Source organism: Ruegeria sp. H3 (assembly GCF_056533095.1).
The window spans coordinates 37,850-55,280 of sequence record NZ_JBQFOD010000004.1; the positions used below are offsets into that span (position 1 = coordinate 37,850).

At 55.9% G+C, this 17,431-nt stretch carries 15 protein-coding genes; 10 read left to right on the forward strand and 5 right to left on the reverse strand.

Annotated elements, in window-relative coordinates:
• Nucleotides 1–400 precede the first annotated feature (400 nt).
• From ACR0JE_RS06285 to ACR0JE_RS06315, 7 genes are all read left to right on the forward strand, one after another.
• Entirely contained in the window at nt 401–850 is a 450-nt protein-coding gene (locus tag ACR0JE_RS06285) for a CopD family protein (RefSeq protein ID WP_480863541.1), read from the forward strand.
• Between the two features lie 122 nt (nt 851–972).
• Nucleotides 973–2,244, forward strand: coding sequence for a transcription termination factor Rho (gene rho / locus ACR0JE_RS06290; RefSeq protein WP_170656900.1), 1,272 nt, complete (start codon nt 973–975; stop codon nt 2,242–2,244).
• A 30-nt stretch (nt 2,245–2,274) separates the two neighbouring features.
• Nucleotides 2,275–3,561, forward strand: coding sequence for a tRNA uridine-5-carboxymethylaminomethyl(34) synthesis GTPase MnmE (gene mnmE / locus ACR0JE_RS06295; RefSeq protein WP_480863542.1), 1,287 nt, complete (start codon nt 2,275–2,277; stop codon nt 3,559–3,561).
• A 12-nt stretch (nt 3,562–3,573) separates the two neighbouring features.
• Complete coding sequence (gene mnmG, locus ACR0JE_RS06300) at nt 3,574–5,442, forward strand: tRNA uridine-5-carboxymethylaminomethyl(34) synthesis enzyme MnmG (RefSeq protein WP_480863543.1); 1,869 nt, start codon at nt 3,574–3,576, stop codon at nt 5,440–5,442.
• On the forward strand, nt 5,439–6,059 hold the full coding sequence (gene rsmG, locus ACR0JE_RS06305; RefSeq protein WP_480863544.1) for a 16S rRNA (guanine(527)-N(7))-methyltransferase RsmG: 621 nt from the start codon (nt 5,439–5,441) through the stop codon (nt 6,057–6,059). The genes mnmG and rsmG overlap by 4 nt, the downstream gene beginning before the upstream one ends.
• Entirely contained in the window at nt 6,052–6,855 is an 804-nt protein-coding gene (locus ACR0JE_RS06310; RefSeq protein ID WP_353008488.1) for a ParA family protein, read from the forward strand. Before rsmG ends, ACR0JE_RS06310 begins: the two co-directional genes overlap by 8 nt.
• Before the next feature lie 21 nt (nt 6,856–6,876).
• Nucleotides 6,877–7,773, forward strand: coding sequence for a ParB/RepB/Spo0J family partition protein (locus ACR0JE_RS06315; protein ID WP_480863545.1), 897 nt, complete (start codon nt 6,877–6,879; stop codon nt 7,771–7,773).
• Here ACR0JE_RS06315 and ACR0JE_RS06320 read toward each other — a convergent pair.
• Genes ACR0JE_RS06320 through rph form a run of 4 tightly spaced genes read right to left on the reverse strand, consistent with a single transcriptional unit; the run spans nt 7,763 to nt 10,589 of the window.
• Nucleotides 7,763–8,116: a YbaN family protein gene (locus tag ACR0JE_RS06320; protein WP_480863546.1), complete on the reverse strand. Its 354-nt coding sequence runs from the start codon at nt 8,114–8,116 to the stop codon at nt 7,763–7,765. The two genes, ACR0JE_RS06315 and ACR0JE_RS06320, sit on opposite strands and share 11 nt — an antisense overlap.
• Before the next feature lie 4 nt (nt 8,117–8,120).
• A complete protein-coding gene (gene hemW / locus ACR0JE_RS06325; RefSeq protein WP_480863547.1) occupies nt 8,121–9,275 on the reverse strand; it encodes a radical SAM family heme chaperone HemW in 1,155 nt (384 codons plus the stop codon).
• Nucleotides 9,265–9,879: an RdgB/HAM1 family non-canonical purine NTP pyrophosphatase gene (gene rdgB / locus ACR0JE_RS06330; RefSeq protein WP_480543706.1), complete on the reverse strand. Its 615-nt coding sequence runs from the start codon at nt 9,877–9,879 to the stop codon at nt 9,265–9,267. Before rdgB ends, hemW begins: the two co-directional genes overlap by 11 nt.
• The gene (gene rph / locus ACR0JE_RS06335) at nt 9,876–10,589 is read right to left on the reverse strand and encodes a ribonuclease PH (RefSeq protein WP_480863548.1); all 714 of its coding nucleotides are present in this window, start codon (nt 10,587–10,589) and stop codon (nt 9,876–9,878) included. Before rph ends, rdgB begins: the two co-directional genes overlap by 4 nt.
• A 112-nt stretch (nt 10,590–10,701) precedes the next feature.
• On the opposite strand from rph, the gene hrcA reads away from it, so the two are divergent.
• Both hrcA and ACR0JE_RS06345 read left to right on the forward strand, forming a co-directional pair.
• Complete coding sequence (gene hrcA / locus ACR0JE_RS06340) at nt 10,702–11,766, forward strand: heat-inducible transcriptional repressor HrcA (RefSeq protein ID WP_170534251.1); 1,065 nt, start codon at nt 10,702–10,704, stop codon at nt 11,764–11,766.
• A 10-nt stretch (nt 11,767–11,776) separates the two neighbouring features.
• On the forward strand, nt 11,777–12,340 hold the full coding sequence (locus ACR0JE_RS06345; protein WP_170534249.1) for a nucleotide exchange factor GrpE: 564 nt from the start codon (nt 11,777–11,779) through the stop codon (nt 12,338–12,340).
• 58 nt (nt 12,341–12,398) lie between these two features.
• On the opposite strand, the gene mutS is transcribed toward ACR0JE_RS06345, so the two are convergent.
• On the reverse strand, nt 12,399–15,011 hold the full coding sequence (gene mutS, locus ACR0JE_RS06350) for a DNA mismatch repair protein MutS (RefSeq protein ID WP_480863732.1): 2,613 nt from the start codon (nt 15,009–15,011) through the stop codon (nt 12,399–12,401).
• 161 nt (nt 15,012–15,172) lie between these two features.
• Between mutS and ACR0JE_RS06355 the strand changes: the two genes are divergently transcribed.
• On the forward strand, nt 15,173–17,428 hold the full coding sequence (locus tag ACR0JE_RS06355) for an NADP-dependent malic enzyme (RefSeq protein WP_480863549.1): 2,256 nt from the start codon (nt 15,173–15,175) through the stop codon (nt 17,426–17,428).
• Nucleotides 17,429–17,431: the final 3 nt, after the last annotated feature.

Consider the following 17,431-nt stretch of genomic DNA (forward strand, 5'->3'; position numbering starts at 1 on the left):
AAAACCCCGTGTGCAAATCAATGAGCGGTCTTGAACGCTTTGTATGGTTTTCAGATTGACACGCAAGCCCAGGAAAAACCCGTGAAACTTCCCTGAGTCGCTCAAACACTGTCCAGCCGGGACAAGGATAAGTCAAAACCCAGGGATAACTGAAATCCCAATATGTATTCAGGCAGTTATCCCCAGATCATGTAGCTTGGATTTCACCTAACCATCTGTAATATATTCATTATTTCTAAAATACACAGAAAAGGATCGATTTCCGATAAAATTGTCCACCTGGGGAAAACTGAAGGGCAAAAAAGTAATCCACGAAAATTACCTACACTACAAAACCATCATCCTTTCTTCTTTCTTCTTTTTTTATTAGGGAAAGGGTCGAACAACGTTCGGAGCCAGAATGACTGATCTTCTTTTCACGATCTACCCGTGGGTGAAGGCGCTCCATATCATGGCCGTTATCTCTTGGATGGCCGGCTTGTTCTATTTACCCCGACTATTCGTCTATCACGTGGAGAAAGCGCAAACAGTCGATGGCGCTCAAAAGATTTTCTTTGAAATGGAAGAAAAGCTACTACGGGTGATCATGGGACCGGCCAGTATCGTGGCTTGGGTTTGTGGGCTGATCATGGTGTTCACACCAGGCATCGTCAGTTGGGATTTCGTATGGCCTTGGACCAAAGGGGCGGCTGTGATCGGGATGACTTGGTTTCATCATTGGCTCATGGCGCGCCGAAAGGACTTTGTTGCAGGCCGAAACACGCTCACAGGGCGTCAGTATCGCATGATGAATGAGGTTCCGACCGTTTTGATGGTGATCATCGTCCTGTCGGTTGTTTTGAAGTTCTGACGGCCTGTTTGACTCTTTCCAGCTAAGCGCTTATCAACACCGCAACACGCCCGTCCGGGCGGCGTATTTTCCGTACTGAAATTCCACTTCGTGCCGCGCTATCAGCGGTGAAGGTATGTATCATGACAACTGAATCCCTGAATCTGGCCGACCTTAAAGCCAAAAGCCCCAAAGACCTTCTAGCGATGGCCGAAGAGCTGGAGATCGAAAACGCCTCGACCATGCGTAAAGGCGAGATGATGTTCCAGATCTTGCGCGAACGCGCAGATGAGGGCTGGACCGTTGGCGGTGACGGCGTGTTGGAGGTCCTGCAAGACGGCTTCGGCTTTCTCCGCTCGCCCGAGGCGAACTATCTACCGGGCCCTGACGACATCTATGTCTCGCCCGACATGATCCGTCTGCATTCGCTGCGGACTGGCGACACCGTCGAAGGTGAGATTAAGGCGCCCGATGATAATGAGCGCTATTTTGCCCTGACCAAGGTCACCAAGATCAACTTTGAAGATCCTGAGAAGGCCAAGCACAAGATCCTGTTCGACAACCTGACGCCTCTGTATCCCGATGAGCGTTTGAAGATGGAGATCGAGGATCCGACCATCAAGGACAAGTCGGCCCGTGTGATCGACCTTGTGTCACCCATCGGTAAAGGCCAGCGGTCCTTGATCGTGGCACCGCCGCGGACCGGTAAAACCGTGATCCTGCAGAACATCGCGCATTCGATCGAGCAGAACCACCCGGAGTGTTATCTGATTGTCCTGCTGATCGATGAACGGCCCGAAGAAGTGACCGATATGCAGCGTTCGGTGAAGGGTGAGGTTGTGTCTTCGACCTTTGACGAACCTGCAACGCGCCACGTGGCCGTGTCGGAGATGGTCATTGAAAAAGCCAAGCGTTTGGTCGAACATAAACGAGATGTTGTTATTCTTCTCGACTCGATCACAAGACTTGGTAGGGCGTTTAACACTGTGGTCCCATCCTCGGGTAAAGTTCTGACCGGTGGTGTGGATGCGAATGCTCTGCAACGGCCCAAGCGGTTCTTTGGTGCTGCGCGGAACATTGAAGAGGGTGGCTCGCTGACCATCATCGCGACTGCATTGATCGATACCGGCAGCCGGATGGACGAGGTCATCTTTGAAGAATTCAAAGGAACCGGTAACTCGGAAATCGTTCTGGACCGCAAAATTGCAGACAAGCGCGTGTTCCCAGCCATCGACATCCTCAAATCCGGCACACGGAAAGAGGATCTGCTGGTCGACAAGGGCGATCTGGCCAAGACATTCGTTCTGCGCCGTATCCTCAACCCGATGGGCACGACCGATGCAATCGAGTTCCTGTTGTCCAAGTTGAAACAGACGAAGACCAACGGCGAGTTCTTCGATTCGATGAATACCTGACACAGGTCTTAACTGACGCGAGGCCTTCGAATGGACACGATATTCGCCTTGGCCAGCGCGCAAGGCAAAGCCGGGGTGGCGGTCATCCGCCTCTCGGGTCCCGATGCACATCGCGCTGCAGCCGAGATGTCGGGCGGTGCCCTGTCACCACGGGGTATGGCCTTTCGCACTTTGCGTGATCTCGGCGGTTCTCGGTTAGATGATGGGTTGATTCTGACCTTTCAAGCGCCAGCCAGTTTTACCGGCGAAGACGTTGCTGAACTGCAAATTCACGGCAGTACAGCTACTGTGGACGCTGTGATACGATGCCTGTCTGATGTGGATGGCGTGCGTTTGGCCGATCCCGGAGAATTCACCCGTCGGGCGTTGGAAAATGGCAAGATGGACCTGACACAGGTCGAAGGCCTTGCCGATCTGATCGACGCTGAAACCGAAGCACAGCGACAGCAAGCTCAAACCATACTAGCAGGGGAGTTGGGGCAGCTTGCCGAACGTTGGCGGCGCGACCTGATCCGGGCAGCTTCGTTGTTGGAAGCTGTGATTGACTTCGCGGATGAGGAAGTTCCAACCGACGTTACTCCTGAAGTTCGGCAGTTGGTTTCTGTTGTTATCGATGACCTTCAGCGCGAGGCAGATGGTGTTCAGATTGCTGAACGTATTCGAACCGGATTTGAAGTGGCAATCATTGGGCTGCCGAATGCAGGTAAATCAACCCTGCTAAACGCGCTTGCAGGGCGTGAGGCAGCGATCACTTCGGAATATGCAGGAACCACGCGGGACGTGATTGAGGTACGCATGGACCTCTCGGGGTTGCCTGTAACGCTGTTGGATACCGCTGGCTTGCGAGAAACCGAAGACCACGTTGAAAACCTTGGTATCGAACGCGCGCGCAAACGTGCAGAAACGGCCGATCTGCGTGTTTTTCTCTCTGACGATCCCTCGGAACTTGGCGTACCGTTTCAAGAGGGGGACATCTTTGTTCGACCGAAATCAGATCTTAGACCAGATGTTGACAATGGAGTTTCCGGGAAAACCGGCCAGGGAATTGATCTGTTGATTAACAACATATCGCGTGTGTTGAATGGTCGTACCACTAGCCATGGTATTGCGACACGAGAGCGGCACAGGGTTTCGCTGATTGCTGCAAAGCGTGCTTTGGACAGTGCAATGTCGGTTCTGGAATCAGGTCCGGACCTGTATGATATCGCAGCAGAGGAAATACGTACTGCAATCCGGGCGCTTGAATCTTTGGTGGGCAGAATAGGTGTCGAAGATCTATTGGATGAAATCTTCTCAAGTTTCTGCCTTGGGAAATAAGGAGTGTTTCACGTGAAACATTCAGGTTTTGATGTCGTGGTTATTGGCGCGGGGCACGCGGGAACGGAAGCTGCCCATTCGGCTGCACGTATGGGTGCGTCGACTGCACTTGTGACACTGTCAGCAACCGATATCGGCGTGATGTCCTGTAACCCTGCGATTGGCGGCTTGGGTAAAGGTCATCTGGTGCGAGAGATAGATGCGCTGGATGGGGTCATGGGCCGCGTCGCAGATCGCGCAGGTATTCAGTTTCGATTGCTTAACCGCCGCAAAGGCCCAGCCGTTCAAGGACCCAGAACGCAAGCTGACCGAGCATTGTATCGCGCGGCGATGCAAGCGGAAACGGATCAGCAAGAGAATTTGACCGTTCTGATTGGTGAGGTTGTCGATTTCAGAATGGAGAGGGACCACGTTGCAGGTGTAATCCTTGGCGACGGGTCGGAGGTTTCAGCTCGCGCGGTTATTCTGACTTCAGGCACTTTTTTGCGTGGCGTGATTCATATCGGCGATGTATCGCGACCAGGTGGCCGTATGGGGGATCGACCATCTACGAAGCTGGCACAGAGATTGGACAGCTATGAACTGCCCATTGGCAGGTTAAAAACTGGCACACCGCCTAGGCTTGATGGACGGACTATCGATTGGTCGGATTTGGAGAGGCAAGATGGAGATGATGAGCCAACACTGTTCTCATTTTTATCGACATCTGTAGTTGCGCCCCAAATCTCATGCGGTATCACGCATACGAATGCCCGGACACATGAGATTATTGAGAATAATCTCAGCAAATCGGCAATGTATGGCGGACATATTGATGGTGTTGGTCCAAGATACTGCCCATCCATTGAGGATAAAATTGTTCGGTTTGCTGACAAAGCCTCACACCAGATTTTCTTAGAGCCTGAAGGTGTAAATGATCGCACCATCTATCCCAACGGCATCTCGACCTCATTGCCGCAGGATGTTCAGCAGGATTATGTTAGGTCCATCAAAGGGCTTGAGCAGGCCGAAATTCTGCAACCTGGGTATGCAATTGAATATGACTATGTGGACCCCAGAATCCTGACTGCCTCGCTGTCGCTTGCTTCAGTGCCAGGCCTATATCTTGCGGGTCAGATAAATGGAACCACAGGATATGAGGAAGCGGCAGCCCAAGGTATGGTCGCTGGCCTGAATGCCGCGCTAGAGGTGCAGGGGAAAGAACCTGTACATTTCACTCGAGCGGATAGCTACATCGGCGTTATGATCGATGATCTAACAACCCGGGGTGTTGCTGAACCTTATCGTATGTTCACCTCAAGGGCTGAGTTCAGATTGTCACTGAGGGCGGATAACGCGGATCAACGTTTGACACCGGTCGGGGTGCAGCTTGGCTGCGTTGGTGAAAACAGGCGCGCGCTTTTTGAAAGTAAGATGGCGAAGCTGGAGAGTGCAAAAGCGATACTTACTGATCGCACCTACACTCCGAAAGAGATTAAAGCCGCCGGCATCAACGTAAATCAGGATGGAAACCGCCGTGACGGCCTTGCGATTCTGGCGTTTCCGGATGTCTCTTTTGAAGACATAGTCCCCTTAATCCCCGATCTGCATGATACCGCACCGGAAATTCGCCAGCAAATCTCGCGGGACGCACTCTACGCCAACTACATAGCTCGGCAGCAGCGTGATGTGGAGGCGATGAAGCGTGATGAAGCTTACGTAATCCCGCAGAGTTTTGACTATAGTACGCTCGATGGACTGTCTGCAGAGATGAAGCAGAAGTTATCTGCCGCGCGCCCAGCCAACATCGCACAAGCCAGCCGGGTTGAAGGTGTGACACCAGCGGCGCTGACACTTGTGCTGGCAAGGCTTCGTCGTGACGAGAGGCTGCGGCAGGCATGACGTCTGAATTTCCGGAGTTCAACGCACTAGATGTTTCACGTGAAACACTCGATCGCCTCACAACTTATGTCGAGCTGGTCAAGCGTTGGAACCCCAAGATCAATTTAGTTTCCCGCAAGAGCCTGGAGGATATCTGGAACCGGCACGTCCTGGACTCAGTGCAAGTGTTCCGTTGCGCGAAGTCCTTTCGAACATGGGTCGATCTCGGAAGCGGGGGCGGGTTTCCAGGAATGGTCTGCGCGATTATGGCTGCGGACGAGGCGCCACAGGCGCGTTTTCAGTTTGTCGAAAGCGATCAGCGCAAATCGGCCTTTTTGCGCAATGTCGCGCGGGAATGCGGTGTTCATTGTGAGGTGATCTCAAAGCGGATCGAGGCAGTTGACCCGCTGGGCGTGGATATCCTATCGGCTCGGGCCTTGGCTGATCTCAAGACGCTTTTGTCATTTTGTGACAGGCACTTAAGCGAATCCGGCCTAGCCTTGTTGCCGAAAGGCGCAAATTGGAAAAAAGAGATGGACGAGGCGCGCGAGGAATGGAAATTCGACGCGGAGCCGATTACAAGTTTAACTGAACCTCAGGCCGTTATCCTTAAGATCAAAGGAGTATCACGTGGTTGATCTGTCTCGTCCTTCCGGGCCCCGGATAATCGCGGTTGCCAATCAGAAGGGTGGCGTTGGAAAGACCACGACGGCAATAAACCTTGCGGCTGGGCTCGCCGAGGCTGGATGCCGAGTTTTGGTCGTTGATCTTGATCCGCAGGGGAATGCATCGACAGGGCTGGGCGTTGAAGACCGGGATTGGACGACTTACGATCTAATTCTTGACGATGCACCGCTTGAGGCAGTTGTTCAGGAAACCGAGATCGGCGGTTTGTTCGTCATACCGGCCACGGTGGACCTAAGCTCGGCTGATATCGAGCTGATTTCAAATGAAAAACGCAGCTATTTGTTGCACGACGCCCTAAGACAGACGTCGATCGATGAATTCGATCTGGATTTCGTTCTGATTGATTGTCCGCCTTCGCTGAATTTGCTGACTGTAAACGCAATGGTTGCTGCGCATTCGGTATTGGTTCCGCTGCAAAGTGAGTTTTTTGCGCTGGAAGGCCTTTCGCAACTTATGCTGACGATCAGAGAGGTTCGTCAGACTGCGAATCCGGACCTGAGAATCGAAGGTGTTGTGTTGACTATGTATGACAACCGCAACAACTTGTCCCGCCAAGTCGAAAAAGACGCGCGTGACAATCTGGGTGAGATGGTTTTTAAGACCAAGATACCAAGAAATGTGCGGGTCAGTGAGGCACCATCTTTTGCGTTGCCGGTTTTGCAGTATGACTCGGGGTCGCTTGGGGCGATGGCCTATCGGCACTTGGCGCGCGAAGTCATGCACAAGAACAACAAAGTCGCCGCATAAGCGACAAGTCAGGAGGGCGACGTGAGCGCCAAGAAAACAAAATCGAGGGGCCTTGGGCGTGGTCTATCTGCGTTGATGGCGGATGTGACACAGGACAGCGATGGGCGCGCACCGTCAGAGCCGCGCCGCCCGGACATGACCGTTCCGATTGAAAAGCTGAAAGCTAACCCCGACCAGCCGCGCCGTACATTTATGCCCGAACAGCTGAACGAGCTTGCGGCTTCGGTTAAGGAAAAGGGCATTATCCAGCCTTTGATCGTGCGGTCGATTGAGGGAGGGGCCTATGAGATTGTTGCGGGCGAACGCCGCTGGCGTGCGGCCCAAATGGCGCAACTACATGATATTCCAGTCATAATTCGTGATTTTGACGATACCGAAGTGCTGGAAGTAGCGATTATCGAAAATATCCAACGCGCTGATCTGAATGCGGTTGAAGAGGCTGCTGGATATAAGCAGTTGATGGACCGGTTTGGCCATACGCAAGAAAAAATGGCCGAGGCTTTGGGCAAAAGTCGCAGCCATATCGCAAACCTGTTGCGCCTTCTGTCTTTGCCAATGGATGTCCAGGCGCTGGTGATCGAAGGCAAGCTGTCAGCCGGTCACGCGCGGGCGCTTATTACAGCGGAAAATGCGTCTGAATTGGCAAAACTTGTTGTCAAAGATGGCTTGTCGGTTCGGGCGACCGAGGCGCTGGTGAAAAAGCAACAGCAAGGGGATACTACCCGGACAGCGCCTCAGTCCCGCGACTTGAATGCAGGTAAGGATGCGGATACGCGCGCGCTGGAAAAGGACCTTTCGGCCATTCTGGCAATGAAAGTGGTGATCAACCACAAGCCGGGCACTGAAAGCGGTCAGGTCGTTCTGACCTATGAAAACTTGGATCAGCTCGACGATCTCTGCGCGAAACTTAGCCGTTAGGGCGAGTCCAGATAAAGGTCAGCACAGCGCTCAGGACTATGGATTGAATGATCAGGACATAGAGTGGGGCGGATAGAATTAAAGAAATGCCAAATACTGCGGCGACTGAAACAGTTGCCGCTTTTTTTGCGGCTGGACGAATAGCGCCGGAGCGCTGCCAATCTTCGATCATGGGTCCGAACAGCCGATGCGTCAGAAGCCAGTTGTGGAGGCGGGATGAGGATTTGGCAAAGAAAAATGCCGCCAGCAGAAGAAACGGAACTGTGGGCAGTAGCGGAAGGACAACACCAAGCATTGCCAGCGCAACGCAGAACAATCCGAATGTGGCCCAAAGATACCGCATGCACCTAGCTCAATAGCTCTCGGATGACCGCATTTAGAACGGCGCGTCCGTCTTTGGTTGCTGACACATGGTTTCCATGTTGTGAGGTCATGCAGATCTGCGTCAAGTGATCCAGTTTGGATTGCTCCAGCGGCTTTCCGGCTAACGCACTATACCGATCTATATCTAGTCCTTCTGAAATACGAAGACCCATCATAAGGTATTCATTTGCTTGATCTTGCAGGGGTAAGGCGGTGCGGCTTTTCTCTCCTGACCCGTTTTGTGCCGCGGTTAGCCATCCGTTGGGTGACAGATAAGTTTCGGTCGCTAGTTTCTGCCCGGAAACGGTGATCCTGCCATGTGCGCCAGGACCGATCCCGACGTAGTCGCCATATCGCCAATAGATCAGGTTGTGTCGCGACTCGGCGCCAGGTTTTGCGTGGTTTGATACTTCGTAGGCGGGCAGGCCATGTGCGTCGCAAATCTCTTGTGTGGCAAGATACATATCTGCGGCGCTGTCATCTTCGGGCAAGCCCCGCAGCTTGCCAACCGCGTATCGGTCGCCAAAGGCAGTGCCGTCTTCGATTGTAAGCTGGTACAGAGACATGTGGTCAACAGCCATCGACAGGGCCTCGGTCAGTTCGGCTTTCCAAGCGCCCAAGGTTTGGTGTTGCCGGGCATAGATCAGGTCAAAGCTGACGCGGTCAAAGCAAGTGCGAGCGACATCGAACGCGGCGCGTGCCTCGGCGACAGTGTGGATGCGGCCCAATCGGCGCAAATCATCGTCGTTCAACGCTTGAACGCCCATGGATATTCGATTCACCCCAGCGTCGCGATAAGCTGAAAACCGGCCTGCTTCAACAGAGCCGGGGTTGGCTTCGAGCGTGATCTCCATGTCATTGGCCGGGTGCCAGAGGGCGCGGGCCTCGTCGATCACGGCGGCGACGGTGTCAGGGGCCATCAGTGAGGGCGTGCCACCACCGAAGAAGATCGTGTTCAGCACCCGATCAGGCGTTTCGGCGGCTGAACGCTTTAGCTCGCTAAGATAGCTCTCAAGCCATTGTTTTTGATCGATTTCACGGGAAACATGACTGTTGAAGTCGCAATAGGGGCATTTGGCCTCGCAAAAGGGCCAATGCACATACAGGCCAAAGCCCCCGTTGCGCCAATCATCCGCCAAAGCAGCCTTTCACGAACATTTCCACCGCGCGGCCGCGGTGGCTGATCTTATTCTTTTCCCAGCGATCCATTTCCGCAAAAGTAATGTCGTGGCCTTCAGGGACAAACATTGGGTCATACCCAAACCCGTCCTTGCCACGGATTGGCCAGGTCAGATGGCCGGGGGCGACGCCTTCGAACACTTCATCATGCCCGTCGGGCCAGGCCAGAACCAGCGTGCAACGGAACTGAGCCAGGCGGGGATGCGCGGCGTTTTTGGCTTCCAGCTCGCTATGCGCGCGGGTCATCGCCATCAGGAAATCGCGGCCATTGCTGGTTTCAGCCCAATCGGCGGTATAGACTCCGGGCGCTCCGTTCAGCGCATCGATGGTGATCCCGGAATCGTCCGACAGGGCAGGCAGACCGGTAGCTTTTGCGGCGGCATGGGCCTTGATCCGAGCGTTGCCGACAAAAGTGTCTTCGGTCTCTTCCGGCTCAGGTAACTCCATCTCAGCCGCACCAACCACGGTCACGCCAAAGGGCTCAAGCAGATGTGCCATCTCCTCGAGCTTGCCCTTGTTGTGGGTTGCGACCAATAGCCTGTCCCCGTCGAACTTACGGGTCATGCGGTAGCGGCTTTCTGAGTTGCGGACAGTTCAGCCACGCCTTTTTCGGCCAGATCCATCAGTTGGTCCATCTGGGTGCGACTGAAGACAGACCCTTCTGCACTCATCTGCACTTCGATCAGTTTGCCGGATCCAGTCATGATAAAGTTACCATCAACGCCCGCCTCGCTGTCTTCCGGATAATCCAGATCCAGTACAGGTCGGCCTGCATAGATACCACAAGACACGGCAGCGACGGGATCGACCAGAGGGTCGGAAATAACGTCTCCCGTCTTCATCAGCTTGTTCACCGCCAGGCGCAGAGCAACCCAACCCCCGGTGATCGAGGCGCAGCGGGTGCCGCCATCGGCCTGAATCACGTCGCAATCAACGGTGATCTGGCGCTCGCCCAGGGCAACACGATCCACGCCGGCGCGCAGAGCGCGGCCAATCAGGCGTTGAATTTCAACAGTACGCCCGCCTTGCTTGCCACTGGCCGCCTCGCGGCGCATCCGCGTATTCGTCGCGCGGGGCAGCATGCCATATTCCGCAGTGACCCAGCCCAGCCCCGAGCCTTTGATGAAGGGTGGCACGCGATCCTCGATGGTGGCAGTGCACAGCACATGGGTGTCGCCCATCTTGATCAGGCAAGACCCTTCGGCATGTTTGGTAAAACCGGTCTCGATTGAGACGGCGCGCATTTCGTTTAGATCACGTCCTGAGGGTCGCATTGGAATTCCTTTGTTTGCTGGGTTGGGGATACCGCCGTGCAGCGTTACGATGCAACCCCGATTGACCTTTCTTGTGCCTGCTATTTAATGGCTGTCCAGTAAGGGTGCGCGGATGAGCGAAGCGAGCAAAATTCTGAGTGAGATGAACGACCGGTCGCGTGAGGTCTTCCGACTGATCGTCGAAAGCTATCTGGACAGCGGTGAGCCAGTAGGCAGTCGCACCCTGACACGCACCCTTTCGGAAAAAGTCAGCGCGGCGACCGTGCGGAATGTGATGCAGGATCTGGAGTTTCTGGGCCTGTTGGACAGTCCCCACGTCAGCGCGGGACGCATTCCAACGCAGCAAGGGCTGCGGATGTTTGTGGACGGGCTGCTGGAAGTGGGTGATCTGGGCGCGGATGACCGTCAGAAACTGGATGAGACTTTAGGCTCTAACGCTGGCGATGTCGGCGGGATGCTGGATCGTGTGGGCTCTGCATTGTCACACGTGACACATGGAGCGTCACTGGTTTTGACGCCCAAACATGAATCCGAGATCAAGCATATCGAGTTTGTCTCACTTGCTCATGATCGCGCGCTGGTGGTTCTGGTTTTTGCCGATGGTCACGTGGAAAACCGGCTTTTCACGCCGCCGCCAGGACAGACGCCAAGCTCAATGCGGGAGGCGGCGAATTTCCTGAATGCGCTGATTGAGGGACGTACGCTCAGCGAAGTACGACGGCAGATGCAAAGCCAGATCGATGCGCGCAGGCAAGAAATTGACGTTCTGGCCCGCGCGATGGTCGAAAGCGGAATAGCGGCCTGGGATGGTGACGGGACTGACTCGGCCCGTTTGATCGTGCGCGGGCGGGCGAATCTGTTGGGTGAATCTGGTCAGGAAGAAGAGCTAGAGCGTATTCGGTCCTTGTTTGACGATCTGGAGCGCAAGCGCGACATCGCGGAATTCCTTGAATTGGCCGAAGAAGGCGAAGGTGTGCGCATTTTTATTGGCTCTGAGAACAAACTTTTCTCACTTTCGGGTTCCTCTTTGGTGGTGTCTCCATATATGAACGCTGATCGTAAGATAATTGGTGCGGTTGGGGTCATCGGGCCCACACGTCTGAATTACGGGCGGATCGTACCGATCGTGGATTATACGGCGCAACTGGTCGGCAAGCTGATATCCGACCGGAGCTAGAGGGTAAGAGATGGCAGAGCCCAAGAACGAAGATTTTCTGGACGATATCGCAACGGCCGAAGCGGAAGAGCTGGCTGAAGAGCTGATGGATATCAGCGAAGAGGCGTTGGAAGTCGACGCGCTGCGCGCTGAGCGGGACGATTACAAAGACAAGTTCATGCGCGCGTTGGCGGATGCAGAGAATGCGCGCAAGCGTGGCGACAAAGCGCGTCGAGACGCAGAACAGTATGGCGGATCAAAGCTGGCCCGCGACATGCTGCCGGTTTACGACAACATGAAGCGCGCGCTTGAGGCCGCGACCGATGAGCAGAAAGAGGTTGCTGGCCCCCTGTTGGAAGGTGTTGAACTGACCATGCGGGCGCTGAAAGATGTTTTTCAGAAGCATGGGATTGAGGTGATCACGCCTGAAGTTGGTGATCGGTTCGATCCTAATGTGCATGAGGCGATGTTTGAAGCGCCAGTACCGGGAACACGCGCGGGGGACATCATTCAGGTTTCGGCTGAAGGGTTCATGTTGCACGACCGCTTGCTGCGCCCGGCGCAGGTTGGCGTGTCGTCGACACCTGCGAGCTGATTGGCCTCTGCGAGGCCAAGCCTCCGGCGGAGGTATTTTTGAACAGAAGAAGGGGCGGTCAGGATTTGGCCGCCTCTTTCAGCTTGTAGATCAGGTCGAGTGCTTCGCGAGGGGTCAGCTCGTCGGGCAGGATGTCGTTCAGCATGTCCGCGACCGGTGAGGCTCTCGGTGCAGGCGGCGGTGGTGGAGTGGCAGAGAAGAGCGGAAGGTCGTCAATCAGGGATTTTTGTTTACCGCCCTCACGCTCTGTTTTTTCCAGTTGATCCAATAAGATGCGGGCACGTTCAACAACTGAGGCAGGCAGACCCGCCAGTTGGGCGACCTGTACACCATAGGACCGGTCGGCGGCGCCCTTGTGAACCTCGTGCAGGAAGATGACCTCACCTTCCCATTCCTTCACGGTGACGGTGGCGTTGTCGACTCCCTTGAGCTTTCCGGCAAGCGCAGTGAGTTCGTGGTAATGCGTGGCAAACAAGGCGCGGCATTGGTTGGCGGCATGCAGGTGTTCTAGCGTGGCCCAAGCGATGGAGAGGCCGTCATAGGTGGCGGTTCCGCGGCCGATTTCATCCAGAATGACCAGGGCGCGATCATCGGCCTGATTCAGAATAGCAGCGGTTTCGACCATCTCGACCATAAAGGTCGAGCGGCCTCGGGCCAGATCGTCTGACGCTCCGACGCGGCTGAAAAGCTGGCTGACAAGGCCGATATGTGCTTGTTCCGCTGGGACGTAGCTGCCCATTTGGGCCAGTAGGGCGATCAGGGCGTTCTGGCGGAGGAAGGTTGATTTACCGGCCATGTTGGGACCGGTCAGCAACCAGATGGCAGCCCCGTCTTCGGCGCTGAGGTCGCAGTCATTGGCGACGAAGGCGTCGCCGCTTTGTTGGCGCAGCGCGTGTTCGACCACCGGGTGGCGTCCGCCCTGAACCTCAAAGGCGCGCGAGGTGTCGACCTGTGCGCGACACCAATTCTCACCGCGTGCAAGATCGGCCAGAGCGGTGGTCAGATCTAGCTCGGCCAGTCCTCGGGCGGCTTGATTGAGGCGGGCGGCGAGAGCCAAAATTTCGTCAGAAAGCCTTTTATAGAGCCTCTTTTCAATCTCAAGCGCCAAGTTTCCAGCATTCAAGATACGGGTTTCGATCTCCGAGAGTTCGACGGTGGTAAACCGCACCTGATTGGCGGTGGTTTGGCGATGGATATATTTTTCAGAAAACGGCGGGTTCAGCATTTTCTCGGCATGCGTAGCCGTTGTTTCGATGAAATAGCCCAACACGTTGTTGTGCTTGATCTTCAGCGACGTGATACCGGTGTGTTCCGCATATTTCTGTTGAAACCCAGCGATGACAGATCGGCCTTCGTCGCGCAGGGTGCGCGCTTCGTCCAGTTCGGGGTCAAAGCCGGGGGCGATGAAACCTCCGTCGCGGGCCAGCAAGGGGGGCTCGGCCACCAAGGCTTCATCCAGCAGGTTCAGAAGGTCGTCAAAACCAACGAGGTTTTGCAAGGCGGTTGCCAGCAGGACAGGCAGATCCTGCCCTACGCAGATGCCCGCAATTGCGGAGGCTTGGGTCAGGCCGTTGCGGATGGCGGCCAGATCGCGGGGCCCGCCACGTTCGAGGGACAGGCGAGACAGGGCGCGGTCCAGATCGGGGGTTTTGCGCAGGGCTTCGCGCAGGTCCGAGGCGATCAGGCTGTCTTCGGCGGCAAAGCTGACAGCGTCCAGACGGGCATGAATCACATCCAAATTGCGGGACGGGCTTGAGAGGCGTTGTTCCAGCAACCGTGCCCCGCCCGGCGTGACTGTGCGGTCAACCACCGACAACAACGATCCGGCGCGACCGCCCGACAGAGATCGGGTTAGTTCCAGATTACGGCGCGTGGCGGCATCGATCTGCACCACACGGTCTTCGGATTCCTTCATTGGTGTTTGCAGCAAGGGCAGTTTGCCCTTCTGCGTGATCTCAAGATAGTCGATCAAGGCACCCATGGCCGAAATCTCAGCCCGGCCAAAGGACCCGAACGCCTCCAGCGCGCCCACATGAAACAACCCGCAGATGCGTTTTTCCGCTGCGGTACTGTCGAAACTGGCCCGCCCGACAGGCGTCAGCGAAATCCCAAGGTCGCGGACGGTTTCGTTCAGCGATTGCTCCATCCCGTCGGCAACGATCAGCTCGGAAGGGGCGAGTCGGGCCAGCTCGGGACTGAGGCGCACGGAGGTTAAAGGCATCACATGAAATGCCCCGGTCGAGATGTCGGCCCAGGCCAGTGCGGCCTCATCCCGGACCTCAGCATAAGTGGCCAGAAAGTTGTGGCGGCGGGCTTCAAGCAGGGCGTCTTCTGTCAGCGTTCCCGGAGTCACCAAACGCACAACACCGCGCTTTACGACCGATTTAGAGCCTCTTTTCTTCGCTTCGGCTGGGCTTTCCATTTGTTCGCAGACGGCCACGCGGAACCCTTTGCGGATGAGGGTCAGCAAATAGCCCTCGGCCGCATGAACCGGGACACCGCACATCGGGATGTCGTCGCCATTGTGTTTGCCGCGCTTGGTCAGGGCGATGTCTAACGCCTCGGCAGCATTTACGGCATCCTCGAAGAACATTTCGTAGAAATCGCCCATACGGTAGAACAGCAGGGCGTCGGCATGGGCCTCTTTGATCTCAAGATACTGCGCCATCATCGGCGTGACTGTGGACAAAAGTGGCCCCCTTCTGGCGTGTTCCGGACGCGACCTTACAAACCCCGCATCTTCTGTAAAAGCCGAAAACTCATTCCCGTTGAGGCGCGCGCCTGCCTGCGCTATGAGGCATCAGCCCCGAAGTCATGGAAACGACGTTCAAAATGCCCAAAGCGAAGATCACCAAAGAAGAGGCGCTGGCCTTTCACCTGGACCCAACCCCCGGCAAGTGGGAAGTGCAGGCCACCGTCCCCATGACTACGCAGCGCGATCTATCGCTGGCCTATAGCCCCGGCGTCGCTGTTCCATGTGAAGCCATCGCCGAGGCACCTGAGACCGCGTATGACTATACCAATAAGGGCAACCTGGTTGCTGTGATCTCAAACGGAACAGCTGTGCTGGGCCTGGGTAACCTTGGTGCACTGGGCTCGAAGCCGGTGATGGAAGGGAAATCGGTTCTCTTCAAACGGTTTGCGGACGTGAACTCGATCGATATCGAGTTGGACACCGAAGACCCGGATGAGTTCTGCCGCGCGGTGCGGTTGATGGGGCCGACCTTTGGCGGCATCAATCTGGAAGATATCAAGGCGCCCGAGTGTTTCATCATCGAACAGCGCCTGAAGGAAGAGATGGATATCCCCGTCTTCCACGATGACCAGCACGGCACGGCTGTGATCTGCGCGGCGGGTCTGCTGAACGCGCTGCATATTTCGGGCAAAAAGATCGAGGACGTTAAGATTGTACTGAACGGTGCGGGGGCTGCGGGGATCGCCTGTATCGAGCTGCTCAAGTCGATGGGCGCGCGGCACGAGAACTGCATCGTCTGTGACACAAAGGGCGTGATCTATCAGGGCCGGACCGAAGGGATGAACCAGTGGAAATCGGCCCATGCGATCTCGACCGATCTGCGGTCGCTGGAAGATGCCATGAAGGGTGCGGATGTGTTCCTGGGCGTTTCGGTCAAGGGCGCCGTGACGCAGGATATGGTTGCCAGCATGGCCGATAATCCGGTGATTTTCGCGATGGCGAACCCCGACCCTGAGATCACACCGGAAGAGGCGCATGAGGTCCGCGTGGATGCGATCGTCGCGACCGGGCGCAGCGATTATCCCAATCAGGTCAACAACGTATTGGGTTTCCCATACCTGTTCCGGGGCGCTTTAGACATTCACGCTCGGGCCATCAATGACGAGATGAAGATTGCCTGTGCCCATGCTCTGGCCCGTCTGGCGCGTGAGGATGTGCCGGATGAGGTCGCGATGGCCTATGGCAAGTCGCTGACCTTTGGCCGCGATTACATCATCCCGACGCCGTTTGACCCACGCCTGATCCACCGTATCCCACCCGCCGTGGCGAAGGCTGGGATGGATACAGGCGCGGCCCGCCGTCCGATCATCGACATGGACGCCTATGAGCTGAGCCTGAAATCCCGCATGGATCCGACCGCCAGCATCCTGCGCGGTCTAAACGCCCGTGCGCGTCAGGCGCAAAGCCGGATGATCTTTGCCGAGGGCGACGATCCCCGCGTCTTGCGCGCTGCGGTGATGTATCAGCGCTCTGGCTTCGGCAAAGCGATGGTGGTTGGCCGCCAAGACGATGTGAAGCAAAAGCTGGAAGCAGCTGGACTGGGTGACGCGGTGCGCGAGCTTGAAGTTGTCAACGCGGCCAATACCACCCATTTGGACAGCTACAAGGACTTCCTGTATCAGCGCCTTCAACGCAAAGGCTTTGATCACAAGGATATTCATCGTCTGGCGGCGCGGGACCGGCACGTGTTTTCATCGCTTATGCTGGCCCACGGGCATGGTGACGGTCTGGTCACTGGCGCGACCCGAAAATCGGCGCATGTGTTGGATCGCATAAACCACGTGTTTGACGCCGATGCGCAACATGGCGCTGCGGGTGTAACCGCGCTGTTGCATAAGGGGCGGATTGTTCTGATCGGTGACACACTGGTTCATGAATGGCCGGACGAAAATGATCTGGCCAATATCGCCGAGCGCGCTGCAGCCGTGGCCCGCCATATGGGGCTAGAGCCTCGGGTGGCTTTTGTCAGTTTCTCAACCTTTGGCTATCCGGTCTCGGAACGGGCCGAGAAAATGCACGTGGCCCCCGCAGTGCTTGATCAACGCGGCGTGGATTTCGAATACGAAGGTGAGATGACCGTCGATGTTGCGCTGAATGTGGACCAGCAGGAGGCGTATCCGTTTCAGCGCCTCACCGGCCCGGCCAACATTCTGATCGTGCCCGCGCGCCATTCGGCCAGCATTTCAACCAAGTTGATGCAGGAAATGGGCGGGGCCACCGTGATTGGCCCGATCTTGTCCGGCATAGGTAAGCAAATTCAGATTTGTTCGACGGTTTCAACAGCCAATGATATCCTGAACATGGCCATTCTGGCCTCGTGTGAGATTGGGTAAGCG